Genomic DNA, 21121 nt, shown 5'->3' with positions numbered 1-21121 from the left:
ATTAAATAGATACCCGCCGCCCAAGCTTACTTTGACTTCATCTGTCTTTGCCGCCGAGCATCTGCTGTTCACGCCATCGGTCTCCACATCCAATGCTGTTCCAGTAATTTTTGCCTTCCCCAATGAGTACACCATTGGCATTACCAGTTTGGGCTATCAGGTAATCTGGGCAATGCTCGCGCAGCGCAGTGATTTAGCTGTGGGGCGACTGTTTACAGATATGTCCCAAGATTTACCTGCCAACCCAGAACTGATGGGGTTTTCGGTGTCTTGGGAGCTGGACTACATCAATATTCTGAATCTATTAGAAGAACAGCAGATTCCCATCCGCAGCTGCGATCGCACCGAAAACCATCCCCTCATTTTTGGCGGTGGCCCCGTACTCACCGCCAACCCCGAACCCTTTGCCGACTTTTTCGACATTATTCTGCTGGGCGATGGGGAAGATCTAATTCCCACCTTTATCGACACCTACCAAACCGTTCGCACTGCCAATCGAGTAGAACAGCTAAAAACCCTGGCCCAGGTCCCTGGTATCTACATCCCCAGCCTTTACCAACCCATTTATAGTGATGCCACAGGACCGATTCAGGCGGTGGAACCCGCCAGCGGTGTGCCCCAGGTAGTCAAAAAACAAACCTACCGGGGGAATGTCCTGCTGGCCTCCACGGTGGTCACCGAAAAGGCGGCCTGGGAAAACATCTTTATGGTGGAAGTGGTGCGCAGCTGCCCCGAAATGTGTCGTTTTTGCCTAGCCAGCTACCTCACACTGCCCTTCCGCACCGCTAGCTTAGATGAATCCCTAATTCCCGCCATTGAGCGCGGCTTAACCGTCACCAAACGGTTGGGACTCCTGGGCGCATCGGTTACCCAGCACCCAGGTTTTGAAGAACTGCTGGATTACATTAACCAGCCCACCTATAACGATGTGCGTTTGAGCATTGCCTCCGTCCGCACCAACACGGTCAACGAAAAACTAGCCAAAACCCTGGTGAACCATGGCACCAAATCCATTACCATTGCCGTCGAAAGTGGCTCAGAACGGGTGCGGCAAACCATCAATAAAAAACTAGAGACCGCCGATATTGAAACCGCCGTTATCAATGCCAAAACCGGCGGCCTTAGCAACGTCAAACTCTATGGCATGGCCGGCATACCGGGCGAAACCGAAACGGATCTAGAAGCCACCGCCACCATGATGCAACAACTCAAAAAAGCGGCAAAAGGCATCAAGCTAACCCTGGGATGTAGCACGTTTGTCCCCAAGGCCCACACCCCATTCCAGTGGTACGGCGTCAATAAAAAAGCTGAAAAGCGGCTCAAGTTCTTACAAAAAAATCTGCGCTCCCAAGGCATCGACTTTCGCCCCGAAAGCTACAACTGGTCGGTGATTCAAACCCTGATTTCCCGAGGAGACCGCCGCATCAGCAACCTCCTAGAACTGACTCGACACTACGGCAACTCCCTGGGCAGCTACCGCCGTGCCTTCAAAGAACTCAAAGGGCAGCTGCCACCGTTGGACTACTATGTCTATGACGATTGGCCCCTAGACCAACCCCTACCCTGGGATCACCTAGAAGGACCGTTACCCAAAAGTACGCTGGTTAAGCATCTAGAAACCGCCGAGACTTATATGGATGCGCCCCGATTGCAGGTTGTCCACTAAGCAACCCCTACTCAGGCCTCGATCTTTGATGCGCCCCGATTGCAGGTTGTCCACTAAGCGCACCCAGCTCAGGCCTCGATCTTTTCGGACTGAAACAGTGACAGCAGCCTTTTCCCCACAATAAACGGTAGGGTGAGGGGCCACAGCAGTCCAACCACAACAAGAAATAGCCAATTGAAGACACTGGCCTTTGACGCCCCAGTGTCCTTTAAAAAAGCAACCAGAGCAATCAAAAAGGTGATTCCAGCCGGAACCGCATAGTACAAATAGCTCATCGGGACTCTCATCCTTGGGGACCTAAATCCAGTCGTGGTGATGCTGACAGCACAGCAAACGCATTGATAAAGCTGCCACCGCTGATGATTTCCCTACAGTTAACAACTGCTATACCATTCCCAATTTTTCACTTGATATAGTAAACACCGGGCAGCATCCATGGCTGACATCTCAGCTACATTCACCGTGGGAATTTCCTTACCTCTACGCACCAAATCATGTCGATAAGTACGATCATAATACGATAAAACTACTGAAGCTGCTGCTGCTAGATCGCCTTGTTTTATATGCTCTACCGCAGTCTGAGTCCGCAGGCCCCCCAAACGTCGTTGCAAACGTTCCGTGGCCGCAATTAAACCGTCGGGGTCCGCTTGACCATAAATTTCCACCAATAGTTTCAAGCGTTCTGGCTCAGAGCGCAGAATTTCTAGGGTGTTCGCCGCTTCCATTTGCTGCATAATCTCATCTGGCACCCGGCAGGCCCCCACCTGGCGGCTCTCCGCCTCAATCCACACTGGGCGGTCCGGGGAAAACTGACACCACTGCTCTGCCAGTAAATTTTCAAACTGCTCGGTGCTAGGCTGGGGCGGCTGCATCAAGGCGCCATAGCTACTGCCCCGATGATTGGCCAACCCTTCCAAATCCAGCACCTGTTCCCCCAGGTCCCTGAGGGCATGGAGGATGTCGGTTTTCCCAGTTCCCGTCATGCCACCCACCACAATCATGGGTCGGGGCATCGCCAACGTGGACCGGACCCAGCCTCGAAACGCCTTATAGCCCCCTGTTAATAGGGCCACATCCAAGCCGCTGGTTTCCAACAGCCACCCCACCGAGCCGCTGCGCATGCCGCCGCGCCAGCAATGCACCCGCACTTGCCGCTCAGGGGCTAGGGTCTTGGCCTGTTTGACTAAACCGGCCATTTTGGGTCCCACTATTTCCAGGCCCAGTTCCACCGCCGTTTCTTTCCCCTGTTGCTTATAACAGGTGCCCACCTGGGCGCGTTCTTCATCGGAAAATAGAGGAAAACTCACGGCATGGGGCAAATGGCCCTGGGCATATTCCCCGGGACTACGCACATCCAAAATCGGCCCCGGGGCCTGCCAAAAATCAGTAATGGAAAGAAGCTGGGTCACCGAGTCACAAAGTATAAGGTAGCAGCCAGATACATCCTACGAGGCCAACCCCCGGATTGCAAAAGGCGTTTGCCCGGTTCCAGGCACCACCTCACCAATGGCCGCACTGTGCACATAGCCCGATTGGTTTAGGGCGGTTAAACAATCGGGCACCCGCCCAGTCGGAATCGCCGCCAACAACCCACCGGAGGTTTGAGGATCAAAAAGGAGGGGGTAGTTGGGGTGCTGGGGTTGGGGGTTGCTCACCTGGCAAGCAACCTGGCAGTTACGGTCGTGGAGCGAACTGCGATACCCGGCGGCCAAACACCTGTGGGCCCCAGGCAAAACCGGCAGCGCATCGATGCTTAGCTCCACGGCCAAGTTGGCTGACCGTGGCAGCATTTCATAGAGGTGGCCCAATAGACCGAACCCCGTAATATCAGTGCACGCCACGACTCCATGGGCACGAAAACAGTCCATGGCCTGTTGATTGGACTGCACCATACTGGTGACAGCGGCGTCGATCCAGCGGCCCTTGGCGGCCAGCTGCATATCTGCGGCAAATAACACCCCTGTGCCCAGGGGCTTGGTCAATACCAAGCTGAGGCCAGGCCGCAGATTTTGTTTAGTGAGAATCTGATCGGGATCAATCCAACCATTGCAGGCAAACCCTAGGGATAGCTGTGGGCCTTCGGTGGTGTGCCCACCCACCAGCCACGTTTTGGAAGGCGACAGGGCCTGGTAGGTCCCCGCCATCAGCTGATAGAGGGTTTCTGCCTGCACAGCATCTGTGCCATAAGGCAACGTGGCCAAGGCCAGCACCGTTTGGGGGGTGGCCCCCATGGCAAACAAATCGCTGAGGCAATGATTCACGCAGATCTGGGCAAATATATAGGGATCGTCTAGTAGAGCGGGGAACTGATCGACGGTTTGTACCGCCAGCTTGCCTGCCGGAATTGCAACCACCGCCGCGTCATCGGGGCTGTTTAAGCCGATTTTGACGGGATTGGCCCACTGTTGGATTTCGGGAAAGTCGCTACGGGCACGGGCCAGGGCCTGACTTAGCACCGATTGCCCCACCTTGGCCCCACAGCCGGCACATTGAGCCGTTGGTTTGTCTGGGGCGATGGGCTTCGAGCGCTGCTCCATGGCCGGAAACTGATGGAACAGCGCCATAAAGTTGCCGTCAATCCAGTGTTTCCAACGGCGAAACCACACCGATTGGGCTGACCACCGGCCGCGGGAGGCAATGGCATTGCCATCGCCAAGATCAATAATGTTGAGAAACTGACGTTGGGGCTTAAAGGGCTTGAGCCGATCACCCGCCAGGTAGCGGTAGAGGTTTTCGTAGAGGGGCGGCCCCTGGCGCACGGCAAATACCCCGGCCTTGGGTCGGGGGTGATTCACCATGGTGGCCACATCTCCCACGGCAAATACATTGGGGTGGGACAGGGTTTGCAGGGTATCTTGCACCTGCAAAAAGCCGTCTTCGCCAACGGATAGGCCGGTATGGCTTAGCCAAGGGGCCGCACTGGCATTAGTCACCCAAAAGACGCGATCGCACGTTACCGAAAGCCCCGACTCACAGTGCACCTGCACCGCATCTGGCGCGTTCGATGCCAGCCCACAGACAGATTCCGATAGGTGGGTGTGAATGTGGCGATCGCGAAAAATCTTCGCCAGCTGCCGCTGGGTGGCACGACTGCGGCCTGTGGCCAAGCGCCCCCCCCGATGGAACACATGAATATTGGCCCCTGGCCCCACCACCTGTTGCAAACGCACCTGCATATTTAGCGCCAGTTCCACACCGCCCACCCCACCGCCCACAATGCCAATGGTGGCGGCACTAGCCCCAGCTAATGTCTCCAGGTAGTCGTGCCAGGCCCGCAATAGCCGGGGCACCGGTTTGGCCGGAATCCCATATTCCTTGGCCCCAGGCACCGCAACCGTTCCGGGGGTGCTGCCAATATCAATCGACAGGGCATCGTAGGCCATGGGGGGATGGTGCCGACAGTGAATCCGCTGCTGCTGTGGATCGATATTCACCACCTCATCCATAATCAAGCGGCAGTTGGCAAAGCGCGTCAGGGGCCGCAGATCAATGTGGGATTGATCAAAGTCATACAGCCCCGAAATATGACAGGGCAACATGCCCGAATAGGGCGTATCGACTAAATTCGTAATTAAGGTTAGCCGCACCCCTGGAGGCAACCCTTCCATGCCAATTTTTCGCAGCACAATGGCGTGGGTGTGCCCACCACCGACAAAAAATAAATCTGTATGAATCGAAGTTGTCTCCTGCATCACCTCTGGAAAGCCCGCCTAATTATGTAAAGACCAACGCGCTCACCATAGATACCAGAAAAAATTTAATTTCACGTGAGTTTTTACTGAACTAACTCACCACGAGTTTCTGAAAGCGGGGGCCCCACCGGAATTGAACTAACCACCCCTAGTTTCTGAAAGCGGGGTCCCGCCTGAATTGAACTAACTCACCACCAGTTCCTGAAAGCGGGGGTCCTGCCTGAGATGATCGAAGGCCGGTTCCTTACCCGCCATTTCGATCCATTGCTGGGGGTTGAGGGCAAACGCCTTTTGTAGCGCCAATAGGGCAAAATCATCGGCCTGCATTTTGGCATGGCAATAGGCCTTGAGGTACCAAGCCAAATCTAAATCCATTTTTAGGGCAACGGCTTGATTAAAGTTACCAATGGCCGGGCGAAAATCTTCTAACAGCATTAGGGTTAAGCCGCGACGCACCCAGGCTTCGTAATAGTCGGCCTGGAGATCAATGGCTTGGGTATAACATGCGATCGCGTTTTGCAACTGCCCCTGCCGATCAAACGTAACGCCCTGCTCGTACCACTGATCTGACGTTTGCAATTGCTGATCCATAGCCCCGTTTGATAAGAAAAACCCAATTGCCCAAGCTTAACCATTCCCCCAAAGGTTTTATCTTAACTAATAAAAATAAAGAATATTTTTACTAACTTAAGAGACTAATAATGTATGCAATTCCAAGAAATTGATGTACATTATCGGGCAATGCAATCATCCTTGCTTTAAATAACCAGTGAGTTGGTTTGCAGCCTCGACTTTTAATATCCCGCCTGATGACCCAGGCAACCTAGGGAAATATTTAAGAGTCAATCATTAACCAGCCACTATAGGTTTTCTGGATATATGAAATCGCGTCCTGTTAAATCCATATCCTTAAAAGGTGTTGCTCGCACCCTAATGGGCCAATGCCAACAATGGATTAAACCAAGACGTTCAGGGGTATATCTCAAAGTCCTATTGCTCGGCGGGTTATCCCTATGGACCCTCACGGGCATTATCCTCCCCGCCCAGCGTCGCTCAGCCAAAGCAGCAGACATTGAACTTGCCAGAGCAAGTAATCCCTGGAGTTTCGCCTCATTCCCAGTGGAAAATTTTCAGGCTTATACCTCCCCCTTTGGCTATCGCCAATCCCCCTACGGTGGTGAACAGTTTCACTACGGACTCGACATTGCCGCACCGCTCGGTAGCTACATTCGTAATTGGTGGGAAGGTCGCGTAGTCGAAATTTCAGACGATAGCGCCTGCGGCACATCGGTCGTCATTGAATCGGGAGAATGGCAGCATATCTATTGCCACATGCAAGGGTACGTTACCTCAGAAGGCGGTCGACGGGTCATGGTAGACCCCGACGGCAACATTCAAATCCGTGAAGGGACCACCATCAACACCGGTCAACCCATCGGCAGAGTGGGCATGAGTGGCCGCACCACAGGCCCCCATCTACATTGGGGCTTAAAATTTGAAAGCAGCTGGGTAGATCCCGCCATGATCCTGCGCGCCATGTACGACGACCAACAAGCAACAAGATAAAACCCTATCAATAAAGGTTGCTGCCCCCTTAGGATGGGCTGTATCGGTGAAATATGGCCCAACACAGTATTTTTAACCAACAGATTCAGTTTCTGAATCTATCACGACGATAAACATTCACCTTCGCATCACCTAGACCTTGAGATAGACATACAGAGCTTTATGATCTGAAGCACAATCTATCCACCAGTCAAAATGCTATGGTCTACCTAAAGCCATATGGCAATGTGCTGAATGCATTCAGCACATTGTGCCGCATATAGCGTTACCACCTCAGCCTCTTTGGCCAGCCCTGGTGGAACCATGTGCGGAAAGTTATATCCCGAATGGCTGGGTTCGCTACCCCCTGTTCGATAACCTCCTCCCACTACCTATGACTGCTCCAATGTCTGAAGCTGAAAATACTCGTGCTGTTCTTCGTTCAGAAGAACCAGAATCCCAGTATGAACTTCCTTGGAACCGTGAAGGCGAGTTCGAAATAGAGGCACTGATCGTTAGCCAAAGCAAACACGACTTGCTAGTAAAAGTGAAAACAGATCGCGGAGAAAATCATTTAACCATTTTAGGGTTTCTCCCTGGTCGAGTATCCGGCCAACGTTGGCGCTTAGAATGCCTCCGTTCCTCTGGCCGAATTGAACTATTAGATGGTGAACCCCTAGAGTAATTGGTTGAACTACTGCTGAGTGGCAAGGGCAAAACAGGCTGTTGAGCGCTTGCCATAAGAACAGGAGGCAACCGTGCCAGAGAGCGGTCGAATACCAACTAGTAGATGCTAGTGGATATATAGAAGTAACCATGTTCCCTAGGACTTAATAGGGAACATGGTTGTTTGTGCTTTAGGGTTTTCCACTGCTGATTCCAGGGCTGGCTAGTGCCAGAAACAGGCATTACAAGAAATTTCGGGTTACCAACGCTCAAACTTTTAGGGGCATCTCTTTATGGATGCCCCTAAAAGTTTATAGATTTTTTGAACCGGATACCGCGAATAGGGTCTACCTACACCAGGCAATTCGGTCTATTGGCTAGTAGCAGGCAGGGTGACATATTCACTAACGATGTCGCGGAACTCATTGCCATCAATCGTCTCTTTTTCCACTAGTCGATCCACTAATCGATCCAACAAGGAACGATTGTTCTTCAACATAGATCGGGCTTTTTCATAGGCCGTCATGGCAATATCACGCACCCGCTGATCGATCTTGGCCGCCATCTCCTCAGAATATTCAGAACGCTGCATCAAATCGCTACGGCCAAGAAAGACAGCACTACTAGGGGCCTCCATGGCAAAGGACCCTAGTTCTGACATGCCAAAGCGCGTGATCATCTGGCGAGCAATGTTGGTCACCTGCTGAATATCATTAGCGGCCCCCTGGGTAACTTCATCGGACCCAAAGACAATTTCTTCCGCAGCCCGTCCGCCTAGGGCCATGGTGATTCGATCAATAAGCTCAGCATAGGAAATCAAGCCGTCATCTACCCGATCTTCCTTAGGTAAATAGCTAGCAAAACCGCCCACCCCACCGGACCGGGGAATAATAGTCACCTTTGCCAATGGATCTGAATGGGTGAGCATGGTACTCACCAAGGCGTGGCCCACTTCGTGATAGGCAATTAGGCGTTTCTTTTTACTATCTAAGAGCGGTGTGAGGGTTAAGCCAATGGTGAGTCGATCAATGGCATCGTCGATCTCCTCCATGGTCACCGAATCTTTCCGACGTCGAGCCGTCAAAATCGCGGCCTCATTCAACAGGTTAGCGAGCTGGGCCCCAGAAAAACCTGGTGTACGACGGGCAATGGCGTCCAGATTGACATCATCTGCGATTTTTTTGTCGCGGGCGTGTACTTCCAAAATGCCTAGGCGGCCATTGTAGCTAGGCAGGTCTACGGTAATTTGACGATCGAATCTACCGGGACGCAGCAGGGCCGCATCTAGGACATCGGGACGGTTGGTGGCGGCAATGACGATAATGCCGCTATTGCCTTCAAAGCCATCCATCTCTGTCAGTAGCTGGTTGAGGGTTTGCTCCCGCTCATCGTTGCCGCCACCGATGCCGGCGCCCCGCTGACGACCCACGGCATCAATTTCATCGATAAACACGATACAAGGGGAATTTTCTTTGGCCTTCTTAAAGAGGTCCCGCACCCGAGAAGCACCGACACCTACGAACATCTCGACAAATTCGGACCCCGAAATGCTAAAGAATGGCACGCCAGCTTCCCCGGCAATGGCCTTAGCCAATAGGGTTTTACCGGTACCAGGCTGGCCAACGAGAAGCACCCCTTTAGGGATTCGGGCACCAATGGCCGTAAATTTCTCAGGATTTTTGAGAAATATCACCACTTCTTGGAGTTCTTCCTTGGCTTCTTCGATACCGGCCACATCATCAAACATTACCCCCGTTTTGGCTTCCATTTGAAAGCGGGCGCGGGAACGCCCAAAATTCATGGCACCGTTGGCAGAATTCGCGGAACGACGCAGAATCATCAACAGGGCAAAGACGACAATGAGCGCCAACAAGGCATTGACGGCCAGACCGGTGAGGGCGCTATTATCCGAGCGCTCCAAAACTTCGTACTCTACATCGCTGCTGCGCAACTTTTGAAGTAGCCGTTGATTGTACACATCGTTCGCAAACAGGGTCACCTGCTGTAGGGGGGCATCTTCTTCATCGCCCTTAATGCGCACATTGGCCACCCCCCGCAAGTTATCGAGTTCTACCCGCTCTACTTCGCCCTGATCTAGTTTGTCTAGGAGCTGACCATAGGTAATTTTGGGCTCTTCGGCTTCTTGGGCGTGGACAGGTTGCATACCCACCAGCGGAGCCGCAATCAGACTTTGCAGCAAGAACCAGGCAGTCGCAAACCTACGGGTAGCATTTAGGGAGAGGGAGCGGGCGGGGTTATTCATACAAATAGAAGAAAAAGTAAACCTTAGGGCAGATTTGGAGGAGGGACTAAGTTGAATCATCCCCAGTTTAGCGCTCTCTTTTAAGAATCAGGTGAGAGGGCCAGGGCTTTTTGGGCATTGGCAATATGCTCAAAAGTTACGATCACGGGCGATCGCAACCAGGGCATTTTGCCCACCAAATCCGAAACTGCTACACAGCACATGGTTCACAGCAACGGGATATATCCCATCATTCTGCACAAAATTGAGGGCAAACTCAGGATTTTTCAGCCCCACACAGGGCGGCAAACGTTGATGGTGAAGGCTCAACAGACTCAACACCGCGCCGATTAGGCCCGCTGCCCCCAGGGTATGGCCGGTGGCACCTTTGGTAGAACTGACCGCCGCCTGGGGCATTAGGGTTTGAATCATGTAAGCTTCGTTGGCGTCATTGAGGCGGGTGCCGGTGCCATGGGCATGGACATAGTCGATGGCATCGGGGTTGAGACCACTCCGCTGCAAGCATTGCTGGGCTACGGCCAAGGCCCCACTCGCCCGAGACGAACTGATGTGATAAGCGTCGTTACTCAGACCAAACCCGAGGATGCGACCGTAGGTGGGGGCCTTGATCGAGTCTTGGGTTTCTAAAACAATGGCAGCGGCGCCCTCCCCTAGGACTAAACCGCTGCGATCGCAATCAAACGGATAACACCCGTCCTTAGCCATGGCCCCCATGCGACGAAATCCGGCCAAGGTTAAGGGCGTCATGGTGGCATCCACAGCCGCCACCACCACCCGACTACACTGACCGCTTTGCAACAGCAAGCAACCATGGAATAAGGCCCACATGCCTGTGGCACAGGCCGCCATGGGCGCTAACACCGGCCCTTCGCTGCCCACCACCTGTGCCACTTGGTGGGATAGGGCACAGGGGAGCGCCGTCAGCCAGTGGGCCATGGCCAGTTCGCCACGAGCCATGGCCTCCCATCGATTCAAATAACTACGGCTAGAGCCTACAACCACACCACAATCTGGCAGCGGTGCGCTGTAGCCAGCATCCCGTAGGGCGGCCCTAACCACTGCTGAAACCAAAGCGTCTGGATCTGCAGGGTGCTTATCCGTCATCGCCAAGGGCATAGCGGGCAAAGACCCATAAGGCTGACGCAGTGCGATCGCACTTTTCCCAGCCAGCAACGCCGACCATGTCGCCTGCACCGTTGCCCCCAATGCCGTCCAGAGACCAACACCGGTAGCTACCACATCAACCATCAGCGGATATCTCCATACCCCGGAGAAACCCTAGCACCCCAACCGCAAGATCAATAAAAATTTCACCCCAAAATTTACCCAGTGAAATTTACTCAGTGGCTAAATTATCCAGCCCTTCAACCACCACCGCAGACTCTAAAACATCCCCCTGCTGAATCGCATCAACCACATCTAGCCCCTCGGTCACATAGCCAAACACAGCATAGCTACCATCTAGAAAAGGAAGATCGGCCAGGGCAAAGTAAAACTGAGATGACGCCGAATCAGGAAACTGGGAACGCGCCATTGCCAATGCACCATGGGTATGTTGCAAAGCAGGCTTAGCCGTTTGACCGGCCATTTCAAATGTTTGACTATAAATTGGCTGGTCTGCCCCCGCAGGCGTAATCTCCAAAGGAATCACACGCTTCTGCTGCGTATCAGGGTCAACAAATCCACCGGTTCCCAAACGCTGCACCGGCACCGCAGGATCCGTACTCTGGGGATCTCCCCCTTGCACCACAAAGGGCTGGGGTTCACGCACTACCCGATGAAATACCGTGCCATCGTAAACACCGCGCTGCACTAAATCAACGAAGTTTCCAGCAGTAAGGGGAGCCTGACTACCATCAACCTCAACCACAATGCGCTCACCATTCACGACCAATTCAACCGTGGCAGTCCCCTCAAGTTGAGCAAATCCCTCAGGAGCAGATGACGACGGGGGCGCCACTACTTCCGTGGCACTCTCCTGAGACTCTGCCACAGCACCATCAGAAGCAGACGGCTTAGTCACTCCAGCAGTGCAACCCACCATAAACAACGCCATCACCAGGCCAATGGCCCATCTCATGCGGAAACCCAAAATCATGATCAATCCTTCCTTAGTCAAGGCATGCAAGGCACCATATCTTGTCACAGGGCACCCACCTTTTCAACAGTAAGGTCCAGCAAAAAGCACACCGGGGTTTGAGTGATTAGAGACCTTCTAGGGGTACCTGCAAAAATTTAGCCAGTTCAGCCCCCTGGTTTTCTACCACAGCCAGAGACATGGGCTGCCCCACACGAGTTAACGGAATATCACCTTTACCCTTGACCCGAAGATAAATTGCCCGCTTCGGATTTAGCCCTTCACGAATATCCACCCGAATGGCCGTAACAGAATCCAATGGATACTTAAAATCAATCGTTCGATTCTTCCCCGGAAAACCCCAGCGAAAAATTTGCACCTCTTTAGCCGTTTTATCAAAGGAGTTGTAACCACCACCAACATTCCAGGCACAGAGGAACCAAAGGTATATAGATAGCAGTAGAGCAGCAGTGCCATAGAAACACATGACTATGCCCTGGGGAATAAAAATCAACTGGGTGGGATCCGCAAACGGCAGCAAATTAACACCGGTGTAGCTAGATAAACCCGCCAACAGAAAGCCTGCCCCACCGATCGACGTCACTGAGGCCCACCAATAATTACTTAAACGCCGCGAGCCCAAAATTTCTCGCCGTAGGAGCGTATCGTTATCAGTCACACCAGAAACAGTTGCTTTAGAAACAGCCATGTTGATTTAAAGAAAAAGATGAAACGAGCTTGACAAAAGGCATCTCGAACACAACTGCCAAGACATCAATATAAAGCAGATGTTGTTAAATTGGACCAGTTTTTAATCAGAGGCTTGAGCGTCTAGCCAACAGCTGTGTGCTAAGGGCTCAAAATCATCCCATCAATGTCATTCATTAACAATTGGATCTGTCCGCAGACAGTCATATTGCAATTATTTGAACTGAGCTGGTGCCCTTATTAGACTATCAAGAATTGCCAGGGAACACATTCACCACCGCCTGAAAGTTCAACGCTTCAGCGGTGGTCAAAACAGCCCGTGACCAGCCTTTTAAAAGGTTACAGATTCTGATACGATCATTCTTAACTTTTGCAACGTTCAAAACCCACTGCTGATACCTAACAGAGCCAAGGGTTTACAGGCTCGTTGATTGGTTTCACATAATTTTGTTAACTATTTTGATAAGAGGACTCCATGACCAGTCAGCCCAAACGCGTGGTTTTAATTGGTGTTGCTGGTGACTCAGGGTGTGGAAAATCCACGTTCCTGAAGCGTCTCAGCGATCTTTTTGGCGAAGAATTTATGACAGTCATCTGCCTAGATGACTATCACAGTCTGGATCGTAAGCAGCGCAAAGAAGTAGGGGTGACGGCTCTGAATCCCAAGGCTAACAACTTTGATTTGATGTACGAGCAAATCAAAACCCTGAAATCAGGCGTGGCCATTGATAAGCCTATTTATAACCACGAAACCGGATACATCGACCCCCCCGAGCGCATCGAGCCCAATCACGTTGTTGTAATTGAAGGGTTGCACCCACTCTATGACCAGCGTGTACGCGACTTGCTCGACTTTAGTGTGTATCTCGACATCAGCGACGAAGTTAAAATCGCCTGGAAAATCCAGCGAGATATGGCAGAGCGGGGCCACACTTACGAAGATGTGTTGGCATCAATTCAAGCCCGTAAGCCTGATTTTGAAGCTTACATTGATGTCCAGAAGCAATATGCAGACATTGTCCTTCAGGTGCTGCCCACCAATCTTATCAAGGATGATGAAGAGCGTAAGATTCTGCGAGTGCAGATGATTCAAAAAGAAGGTGTGGAAGGACTTTCTCCTGCCTACCTGTTCGACGAAGGATCCACCATTAACTGGGTTCCCTGCGGTCGTAAGCTCACATGTTCCTACCCTGGAATTCGGATGGCCTATGGTCCAGACAGCTATATGGGCAACGAAGTCTCCATTTTGGAGATCGATGGCCAGTTCGAAAAGCTCGAAGAGCTCATCTATGTTGAAGAGCATCTCAGTAACATTGATACCCGCAGTTATGGGGAAATGACTGAACTATTACTCAAGCACCGCGAGTATCCTGGTTCCAACAATGGAACAGGTTTATTCCAGGTATTAGTGGGCCTCAAAATGCGAGCAACGTACGAGCGATTGACAAGTACTAAAGCGGCTGGTTCTGCTGCTGTCGTGTAAAGCGCATCTCCACTAAATATCGCATTCTTAAAGGTCCTGTTTGGCAACGTTGCCAAACAGGACCTTGATCGTTAAAGTCATATATTTTTTACCCCCTGGAGTTGATCTATACGTCAAAGTCATCCATCCTAAGGTTTTAGTATTGGGGCGGGAATGCTATATTGTCAGCTGTGTCTTCCATAGATACTGCCCAAAATGCATATGGTATAGCTGACTTGGTGCAGTTTTTGATCTAAAGCGCAAACAGTAATTGGTGATATTAGGTGTTGCATCAAACGAAATAGTTAAGGAGAATCCTGAGGGCACCAAATACTGACAGAATATTGACGTAATGAACTTTTTAACAGCCTAATTTTTCTCCAGAATTTATCATTTAACGATTAGTATGGCTTCAGGTTCCCATCTCAGCAGCATTCTTATCGTCGAAGATAGTCAAGGTCGACGGGAAATTGTCCTGGATAGCTCTGTCTATTCTGTTGGTCGCGATGCAAAGTGTGATATTAGATTAGCCTCACAGTTTGTTTCTAGGCATCACGCAACTCTAGTTCAATTACCTAGGGACGACGAAACCTACTACTATCGTATAGTTGATGGCAATCTCAAAGGCAAACCTAGTGCCAATGGAATGCTAATCAATGGGCGTAAGCTACAGGCCCACGATCTAAAAAATGAAGACGAAATTGTCTTTGGCCCCCAAGCCCGAGCGATCTACTATCAGTTGAAACGAGATACCACTTCAACGGTGCCGCCGGACGAATTTGACATCACGTTGATTAGTCCCAACATGATTGATGAAGAGGAAGATGGTTGATTTTTGGATATTTTTCCCAAAAAGCTGACAATCAAAAATAGCCGACAAAAATCAAAACACGATGGGGATACTGTTTCCCATCGTGTTTTTTGATTTGAAGGCCATGTCTTGGCGACCTAGGCTAGCTCGCCTTACGTTCAATAGCTTGATTGACAAGTTGGAAAATCTTATGGCAGTGATTATTTGTTTTTAAGGGTAGTTCTTCATTTTTGACGACTAGATTAACCGTTGCCGTCGGATCCTGCTGGGCAACAGGCTGATCTATATCAGCTGAACCAATTAGAACTTCCACAGTCGCTAGCTGACTGTAGGAAACCATACCAGGCCGTTCTTTGGCCATCATATAGTCTCCGTCCTGATATACCATGTGCAATCCGCAGGATTGCAGCACATCGGGTAGGGATTCACGGAGGTTTCGAGCAGGAATGACGCTTACAAAAAGATTGGTGTATCGGGCCATAGAAAACTCTAGAGCGACTACACAGGTTTAGAATCTACAGTGTGATCAAGGCTAAAGCCTATACTTCGAAATATGGCGAAGCTCTTGGATTTTTCTGGATTTTAGTATGTCAGTCAAACCAGAAAAAATCTGCATCCAGCTTTACCCTTCTCGGGGAACAGTAAACTTTTCAGAATAACTATAGGTTAAGTCTAAGGAAGCATGTTAACTGTTGCGTGTGACCATAATACCTTTTTCAAGAGACTAGCGTGTCCTAGTAACCTGCAGGCAAGGAACTAGCACATAATAGCGCGTCCAAAGGAGCTAAGTGTCTTATTGTTGGACGCATTTGAGATATTGTTTGGTGCAGGCCCCGAATGGCAACGACAAAATTCTAGATTGGCACAATAATGCACGGTAAGCTGATTGTCTTTGAAGGCATTGAGGGCAGTGGAAAAACCACCCAGATTCAGTTGGTACATCGATGGTTAGAGGAGGTTTTAGCCGCAGGGCAATGGCCAAATCAACCGACGGGTGTCATGGTCACGCGGCAGCCAGGTGGCACCCATATTGGCCAAGAGATTAGGCGGGTATTGCTGCAGCCAGCCAGCCCAGATGAGGAGATTACGAGCACCTCGGAACTATTGCTATATGCGGCTGACCGGGCGCAGCATGTGGAACAGGTGCTGGTGCCGGCCCTACAAGCAGGGTATTTGGTACTTTGCGATCGCTACACCGCCTCCACGGTTGCCTACCAGGGCTATGGCCGCCAACTCAACCTAGACCTAATTCACCAGCTCAATACCATTGCCACCGGTGGGCTGACGAGTGACCTTACCCTGTGGCTCAAACTAGAGGTGGATAAAGGTCTAGGGCGCATGACCAAACGAGGGGAAACCGACCGGATTGAGCAGGCCGGGATTGACTTTCACCGCCGGGTACACCAGGGGTTTGCCGCCCAAGCCCAGTCGCCGCAATTCGTAACGGTAGATGGTAGCCTGAACCCAGCGGCCGTGGCTGAACAGGTTCAGGCTATTATTCGTCAGCATTTACAAGCATGGTATGCCCTCTAGCATGTCCCCAACCCTGCCCGATAAATCATCCCTACTGGCAAATTTCGCCCATATCGTCGGCCAATCCCAAGCGATTGATTTACTGATCCAGGCCATCCTTAGACAGCGAATTGCCCCAGGATATTTATTTGTAGGCCCCGCCGGCATAGGCCGTAGCCTAGTGGCCACCGCATTTGCGACGACCTTGCTGAGCGACAGCCATAGCTCCGTGGACAATGTGCGCCACCGCGTCGAATCGCGCAACCATCCTGATCTGCTGTGGGTCGAACCCACCTACCTCCACCAAGGTAAATTACTTAGCGTTGCCGAAGCCCAGGCGGCAGGCATCAAACGGCGCGGTCGTCCTCAAATACGCCTGGAGCAAATTCGGGACATCGCTCGTTTCTTGAGCCGTCCCCCCCTAGAAGCCTCTAGATCAGTGGTTATCATTGACGCGGCGGAACTGATTGCAGAAGCGGCGGCCAACGGGTTGCTAAAAACCCTAGAAGAACCGGGCCAAGCTAGCTTAATTTTGATGGCACCGGATCAGCAAACCCTATTACCCACCCTTATTTCTCGCTGCCAGACCATTCCATTTCGTCGCTTAAACCCGGCGGAATTAGCCCAGGTGCTGACCCAAGTGGGCCAAGCAGATATTTTAGAATCGACCGAGATCCTAGGGTTAGCCCAGGGCAGTCCCGGCGGTGCGATCGCAAGTTGGCAACAGCTACAAACCATTCCCCCAGAATTGCTCCAACAAGCTAGCCAGCCTCTCCAAACATTGCGTCAGGCCCTAGAACTAGGACGTCAAATTGCCCAAACCCTAGAACCCGAATCTCAGCTATGGCTGCTGGAATATTTACAGCAAAACCGTTGGCAACGGGGCCAAGTCCAGGGCATGGAGCAACTAGAGCTAGCAAGGAAACAACTGCTTCGATACGTACAGCCCAGGCTGGTGTGGGAAGTGACCCTAATGAATTTAATGGGGGACTAAGGCCCATGACCATGGGGCACCAATGCCCATAATCATGGGGGACTAAGGTCCATAATCATGGGGGACCAAGGCCCATAATCATGCACCGAATCACCGATCACTAGCCCATATTTTTTGGTAGAAGATCTACACTAGCTACATCAGCTTGTGTATTTTTACCCATCTCAACAGCAGAGGAACAAACGCCCCCCATGGTGACCCAGTCTGCTCAAAGTCCCCTCAAAAAAACTAGTGTATGGATCGCAATCGCACTACTTTTATTGGTGGGCGGTGCATCATTGTTAGCCCTGCGATCGGCGCAACGGTCTAGGCAAGCGGCCCTAGAAGAAGCCGCAAAACCACCACCGGCTCGGGTGGATGTGGCCGCCCTAGGGCGCATTGAGCCCAAGGATGAAGTGATTGATATTGCCGCTGCAGAATCTGGCATTTTAGCCAGAATGCTGGTGCAAGAGGGCAGCCAGGTGGAAACGGGCCAGGTGCTCGCCGAGCTAGACATGTACGAGGTCCGCAAAGCCGAGCGCGATTATGCCGCCAGCCAGGTCATAGAAGCCCAACGCAAGCTAGGGGCTGAGCGCAGCTTAGGCGCCGCCCGGATCGCCGAGGCCAATACCCAAGCCGGACAGATTGATCAGCCCCAGCTGCAAGCCATTGCCGCCCAAACTGCAGAAATCAAAAGTTTAGAAGCGCGATTAGAACTCGCGCAAACCGACCGCGATCGCTTTGCCGATCTTTTGGGCCAGGGCGCTGTCACCCAGCAAGAATTTGATCGGCAACAGACAGAAGTCGACGAACTCATAAACCAAGTGGCCAATGCTAATGCCACCAAAATCCAGTTGGAATTAGCCAGGGCAACCGCCTTAGATAATGCCGCGGCCCAAGTTTCCATGGCAGAAGCCGATCTAGAACTTTCTGCGGTGACCGCTGGGGTGGATACCGCCCAACAAAATTTAGCCCTGGCCGATGCCCGCCTCAATCGAGCCGTTATTAAGGCTCCTTCGACGGGCCAAATTTTAGATATCTATGTGCGTCCCGGAGAAGCGGTCAACGACAACCGCTTACTGTCCATGGGCAATACCGAAGAAATGTACGTAGTGGCCGAAGTCTATGAAACCGATGTGGGGTTAGTAAAAACAGGACAAACAGCAACCATTACCAGTCGCAACGGGGCCTTTGAAGGAGAACTGAGCGGCACCGTAGAATCCATTGGCCTGCAAATTTTCAAAAATGACGTGCTAGATGATGACCCAGCGGCCAATGCCGATGCCCGCATTGTGGAAGTGCGCATTGCCGTAGATCAAGATGACGCGGTGGCCACACTGACCAATCTCCAGGTGGATGTGCTGATCGATATTAAGTCTGGAGCCGGAGCAAGCTAACCATGGCTAGGGTATCGGTGGCTTGGTCCAACTTATTGCACGAGCGCACCCGATTATTGGTTGCGATCTCAGGGGTGGCCTTTGCCGTCATTCTCATTTTCATGAACCTCGGCTTTATGGGAGCCTTGATCTCCACCGCCACCAACTTTTACGAACAGTTCAATGCAGATCTTTTTATAATTTCCACCGAAACCCTAGAAATTAGTACCTCCACCGCATTTCCACGGGAGCGCATTTACCAGGTAGCCGGCATCGATGGTGTAGAGCGCATCATGCCGCTTTACAGCGAGTATTTACTGTGGCGCAATCCAGAAACAGGGGTGAGTCGCGCCATTTTCTCCTACGGCGTTAATCCCAACGATCCCGTTTTTCTCATGCCCGAACTCCAGGGAGACGAGGCCCGGCGCATCCTCAGTCGCCCCAACACCGTTTTCTTTGACCGGCTCTCCCGCCCAGAGTTTGGCCCCCAGGACATCGGCACCACCACCGAAGCCGACCGGCGTCAGGCCACCATTGGCGGCACCTATACCCTGGGGGGCGGCTTTGCCGCCGACGGCACCCTGATCATGAGCGACCAAAACTTTGTACGCTACCTCAAACCTCGCCCCCTGAATCTCATCAACATGGGGCTGATTCAGGTCAATGCCGCAGTCTCCCCAGAAAAAGTGGCAGAAACAATGGACAGCCTATTGCCAGCGGATGTGGCAGTGTATACCAAACCCGGCATGATTGACCACGATGCCACCTACTGGCTAGAGGCCACCTCCATCGGCTTTATTTTCAGCATGGGAGTTGTCGTCTCCTTTGTTGTCGGAGCCGTCATTGTTTATCAAATTCTGTTCACCGACATTCGCGATCATCTGCCAGAGTACGCCACCATGAAGGCCATGGGCTACCGCTCTCGGTATCTGTTCAAAATTGTTTTACAAGAAGCCATTTTGTTAGCTGTGCTGGGCTACTTGCCAGGGTTAGCGGCGGCCCTAGGCCTATATCACCTCACCGCCAAGGCCACCGCTGGCACCTTGCCCGTCGCCATGAACGGAGGCCGGGTCATTTTTGTGTTGGGACTCACCCTCTTGATGTGTTGTTTGTCGGGTCTTATTTCCGTACGCAAAGCAATTACGGCTGACCCAGCCGAGATTTTTTAGGAGGGACTATGGCTAAACGCATCCCCCTCGCCTGGCTCAATCTTATCCACGACCGTCGTCGCTTTGCCACATCCCTGGCCGGGGTGGGCTTTGCCGTCCTACTGATGTTTATGTTCAACGGGTTTATGAATGCCCTATACGACAGTCAGCTGCAGCTGCTCAACAGATTTAACGGCGAAGTGATTATTGTCAACCGGTTGCGCACCAACATGTTTGTGCCGCGGGCCTTTGCTCGGCGCAGGCTATACCAGGCCCGCGCCTTTGACGGGGTACAAAATGCCTATGCGGTCTACATCAGCGAGGTAAATTGGAAAAATCCAGACACGCGCAAATCTCGCGTAGTGCGCGTGATTGCCATCAACCCCGATGAACCGGTGCTGAACATTCCAGAACTAGACACCCACCGTCAGGCGCTGAGGCTACCGGAAACGGCCCTGATGGATACCCAATCTCGAGCCGAAGTGGGCCCCATAGAAGCGGGGGTGATAACAGAACTGGCCGATCGCCACATTCGACTGGTGGGCACCTTTACCATGGGCACTGATTTCGCGTCGGGCAACGGCAACCTGTTGATGAGCGATCAAAACTTTTTGCGCTACTTTGCCGACCGCGGACCAGAAGAAGTGGAGCGTAGCTTTGCCACCGTGGATGTGGGCGTGCTGAAGCTCGAACCAGGGGCCAATGTGGAACGCATTGTCAAAACCCTGCAGGAGAATCTTCCTAACGATGTGTTGGTGTTGGCCCGCGATGGCGAAAACGGGTTTGTTATCCGTGAGCGCAAATACTGGCAGGAGAATACCAACATTGGATTTGTGTTCTCGTTACTCACCAGCATGGGTTTTTTTGTTGGCATCATTTTGGTGTACCAGATTCTCTATACGGATGTGGCCGATCACTGGGCGGAATATGCCACCCTAAAGGCCATGGGCTACAAAAATATTTATTTGCTGGGGGTGGTGATGCAGGAGGCGGTAATTTTGTCGGTGCTGGGGTTTATTCCGGGGGTATTGGTCAGTCAGCTGCTGTACCAGGCCGCAGGCAACGCCACGGGGCTATTTTTTCAGATGACGGCGGCCCGCGTGATTAACCTGCTGCTGGCCACCTTTGTCATGTGCTTGGTGTCGGGCGCGATCGCAGTGCGCAAAGTCCAAACCACCGACCCCGCCGATGTTTTTTAGCAGGGTAAATAGGCCATCTTCAA

18 protein-coding genes are annotated in these 21121 nt (G+C 52.0%); 10 read left to right on the top strand and 8 right to left on the bottom strand.

Going from position 1 to position 21121, the window contains the following annotated elements:
- The first annotated feature begins 31 nt into the window (after nucleotides 1-31).
- A complete protein-coding gene (locus IXB28_RS04915; RefSeq protein ID WP_215617421.1) occupies nucleotides 32-1666 on the top strand; it encodes a B12-binding domain-containing radical SAM protein in 1635 nt (544 codons plus the stop codon).
- 374 nt (nucleotides 1667-2040) lie between these two features.
- Here IXB28_RS04915 and mnmH read toward each other — a convergent pair whose 3' ends face one another.
- From mnmH to IXB28_RS04900, 3 genes are all read right to left on the bottom strand, one after another.
- Nucleotides 2041-3075 carry a tRNA 2-selenouridine(34) synthase MnmH gene (gene mnmH, locus IXB28_RS04910; protein ID WP_215617420.1) on the bottom strand — a complete coding sequence of 345 codons (1035 nt, stop codon included), beginning with the start codon at nucleotides 3073-3075 and terminating at the stop codon, nucleotides 2041-2043.
- Nucleotides 3076-3111: 36 nt separating this feature from the next.
- Nucleotides 3112-5358 carry a selenide, water dikinase SelD gene (selD, locus tag IXB28_RS04905; protein ID WP_215617419.1) on the bottom strand — a complete coding sequence of 749 codons (2247 nt, stop codon included), beginning with the start codon at nucleotides 5356-5358 and terminating at the stop codon, nucleotides 3112-3114.
- 183 nt (nucleotides 5359-5541) lie between these two features.
- Nucleotides 5542-5949, bottom strand: coding sequence for a tetratricopeptide repeat protein (locus IXB28_RS04900; protein ID WP_215617418.1), 408 nt, complete (start codon nucleotides 5947-5949; stop codon nucleotides 5542-5544).
- A 288-nt stretch (nucleotides 5950-6237) separates the two neighbouring features.
- Between IXB28_RS04900 and IXB28_RS04895 the strand changes: the two genes are divergently transcribed.
- Both IXB28_RS04895 and IXB28_RS04890 read left to right on the top strand, forming a co-directional pair.
- Complete coding sequence (locus IXB28_RS04895; RefSeq protein ID WP_246559611.1) at nucleotides 6238-6924, top strand: M23 family metallopeptidase; 687 nt, start codon at nucleotides 6238-6240, stop codon at nucleotides 6922-6924.
- A 373-nt stretch (nucleotides 6925-7297) separates the two neighbouring features.
- The gene (locus tag IXB28_RS04890; protein ID WP_215617417.1) at nucleotides 7298-7588 is read left to right on the top strand and encodes a hypothetical protein; all 291 of its coding nucleotides are present in this window, start codon (nucleotides 7298-7300) and stop codon (nucleotides 7586-7588) included.
- A 351-nt stretch (nucleotides 7589-7939) separates the two neighbouring features.
- Here IXB28_RS04890 and ftsH read toward each other — a convergent pair whose 3' ends face one another.
- From ftsH to IXB28_RS04870, 4 genes are all read right to left on the bottom strand, one after another.
- Nucleotides 7940-9832, bottom strand: coding sequence for an ATP-dependent zinc metalloprotease FtsH (gene ftsH, locus IXB28_RS04885; RefSeq protein ID WP_215617416.1), 1893 nt, complete (start codon nucleotides 9830-9832; stop codon nucleotides 7940-7942).
- Nucleotides 9833-9961: 129 nt separating this feature from the next.
- Nucleotides 9962-11080, bottom strand: a complete 1119-nt coding sequence (locus IXB28_RS04880; protein ID WP_215617415.1) for a beta-ketoacyl-ACP synthase — start codon at nucleotides 11078-11080, stop codon at nucleotides 9962-9964.
- Between the two features lie 88 nt (nucleotides 11081-11168).
- Nucleotides 11169-11930, bottom strand: coding sequence for a peptidylprolyl isomerase (locus IXB28_RS04875; protein WP_215617414.1), 762 nt, complete (start codon nucleotides 11928-11930; stop codon nucleotides 11169-11171).
- Nucleotides 11931-12036: 106 nt separating this feature from the next.
- Entirely contained in the window at nucleotides 12037-12618 is a 582-nt protein-coding gene (locus IXB28_RS04870; RefSeq protein WP_215617413.1) for a photosystem I assembly protein Ycf4, read from the bottom strand.
- 474 nt (nucleotides 12619-13092) lie between these two features.
- On the opposite strand from IXB28_RS04870, the gene IXB28_RS04865 reads away from it, so the two are divergent.
- Together IXB28_RS04865 and IXB28_RS04860 are read left to right on the top strand one after the other, a co-directional pair.
- Nucleotides 13093-14100 carry a phosphoribulokinase gene (locus tag IXB28_RS04865; protein WP_215617412.1) on the top strand — a complete coding sequence of 336 codons (1008 nt, stop codon included), beginning with the start codon at nucleotides 13093-13095 and terminating at the stop codon, nucleotides 14098-14100.
- Nucleotides 14101-14485: 385 nt separating this feature from the next.
- Nucleotides 14486-14911 (top strand): FHA domain-containing protein, encoded by a 426-nt coding sequence (locus IXB28_RS04860; protein ID WP_215617411.1) that lies wholly within the window; start codon nucleotides 14486-14488, stop codon nucleotides 14909-14911.
- Nucleotides 14912-15032: 121 nt separating this feature from the next.
- Here the strand turns inward: IXB28_RS04860 and IXB28_RS04855 are convergent, their stop codons facing one another.
- On the bottom strand, nucleotides 15033-15371 hold the full coding sequence (locus IXB28_RS04855) for a hypothetical protein (RefSeq protein WP_215617410.1): 339 nt from the start codon (nucleotides 15369-15371) through the stop codon (nucleotides 15033-15035).
- A gap of 389 nt (nucleotides 15372-15760) precedes the next feature.
- Here IXB28_RS04855 and tmk point away from each other — a divergent pair, with 389 nt between their 5' ends.
- The 5 genes from tmk (at nucleotide 15761) to devC (IXB28_RS04830) (ending at nucleotide 21098) form a co-directional block, all read left to right on the top strand.
- Nucleotides 15761-16423: a dTMP kinase gene (gene tmk / locus IXB28_RS04850; RefSeq protein ID WP_215617409.1), complete on the top strand. Its 663-nt coding sequence runs from the start codon at nucleotides 15761-15763 to the stop codon at nucleotides 16421-16423.
- Between the two features lies 1 nt (nucleotide 16424).
- Nucleotides 16425-17396 (top strand): DNA polymerase III subunit delta', encoded by a 972-nt coding sequence (locus tag IXB28_RS04845; RefSeq protein ID WP_246559610.1) that lies wholly within the window; start codon nucleotides 16425-16427, stop codon nucleotides 17394-17396.
- Between the two features lie 191 nt (nucleotides 17397-17587).
- On the top strand, nucleotides 17588-18772 hold the full coding sequence (locus tag IXB28_RS04840) for an efflux RND transporter periplasmic adaptor subunit (protein WP_215617407.1): 1185 nt from the start codon (nucleotides 17588-17590) through the stop codon (nucleotides 18770-18772).
- Between the two features lie 2 nt (nucleotides 18773-18774).
- Complete coding sequence (devC, locus tag IXB28_RS04835) at nucleotides 18775-19920, top strand: ABC transporter permease DevC (RefSeq protein WP_215617406.1); 1146 nt, start codon at nucleotides 18775-18777, stop codon at nucleotides 19918-19920.
- Nucleotides 19921-19928: 8 nt separating this feature from the next.
- Nucleotides 19929-21098: an ABC transporter permease DevC gene (gene devC / locus IXB28_RS04830; RefSeq protein ID WP_215617405.1), complete on the top strand. Its 1170-nt coding sequence runs from the start codon at nucleotides 19929-19931 to the stop codon at nucleotides 21096-21098.
- Nucleotides 21099-21121 lie beyond the last annotated feature (23 nt).

Source organism: Leptothoe kymatousa TAU-MAC 1615, assembly GCF_018739865.1.
Lineage (GTDB): Bacteria > Cyanobacteriota > Cyanobacteriia > Phormidesmidales > Phormidesmidaceae > Leptothoe > Leptothoe kymatousa.
Note: the sequence above shows the minus strand (reverse complement) of the source record. Positions and strands in the feature narration are given on the sequence as shown.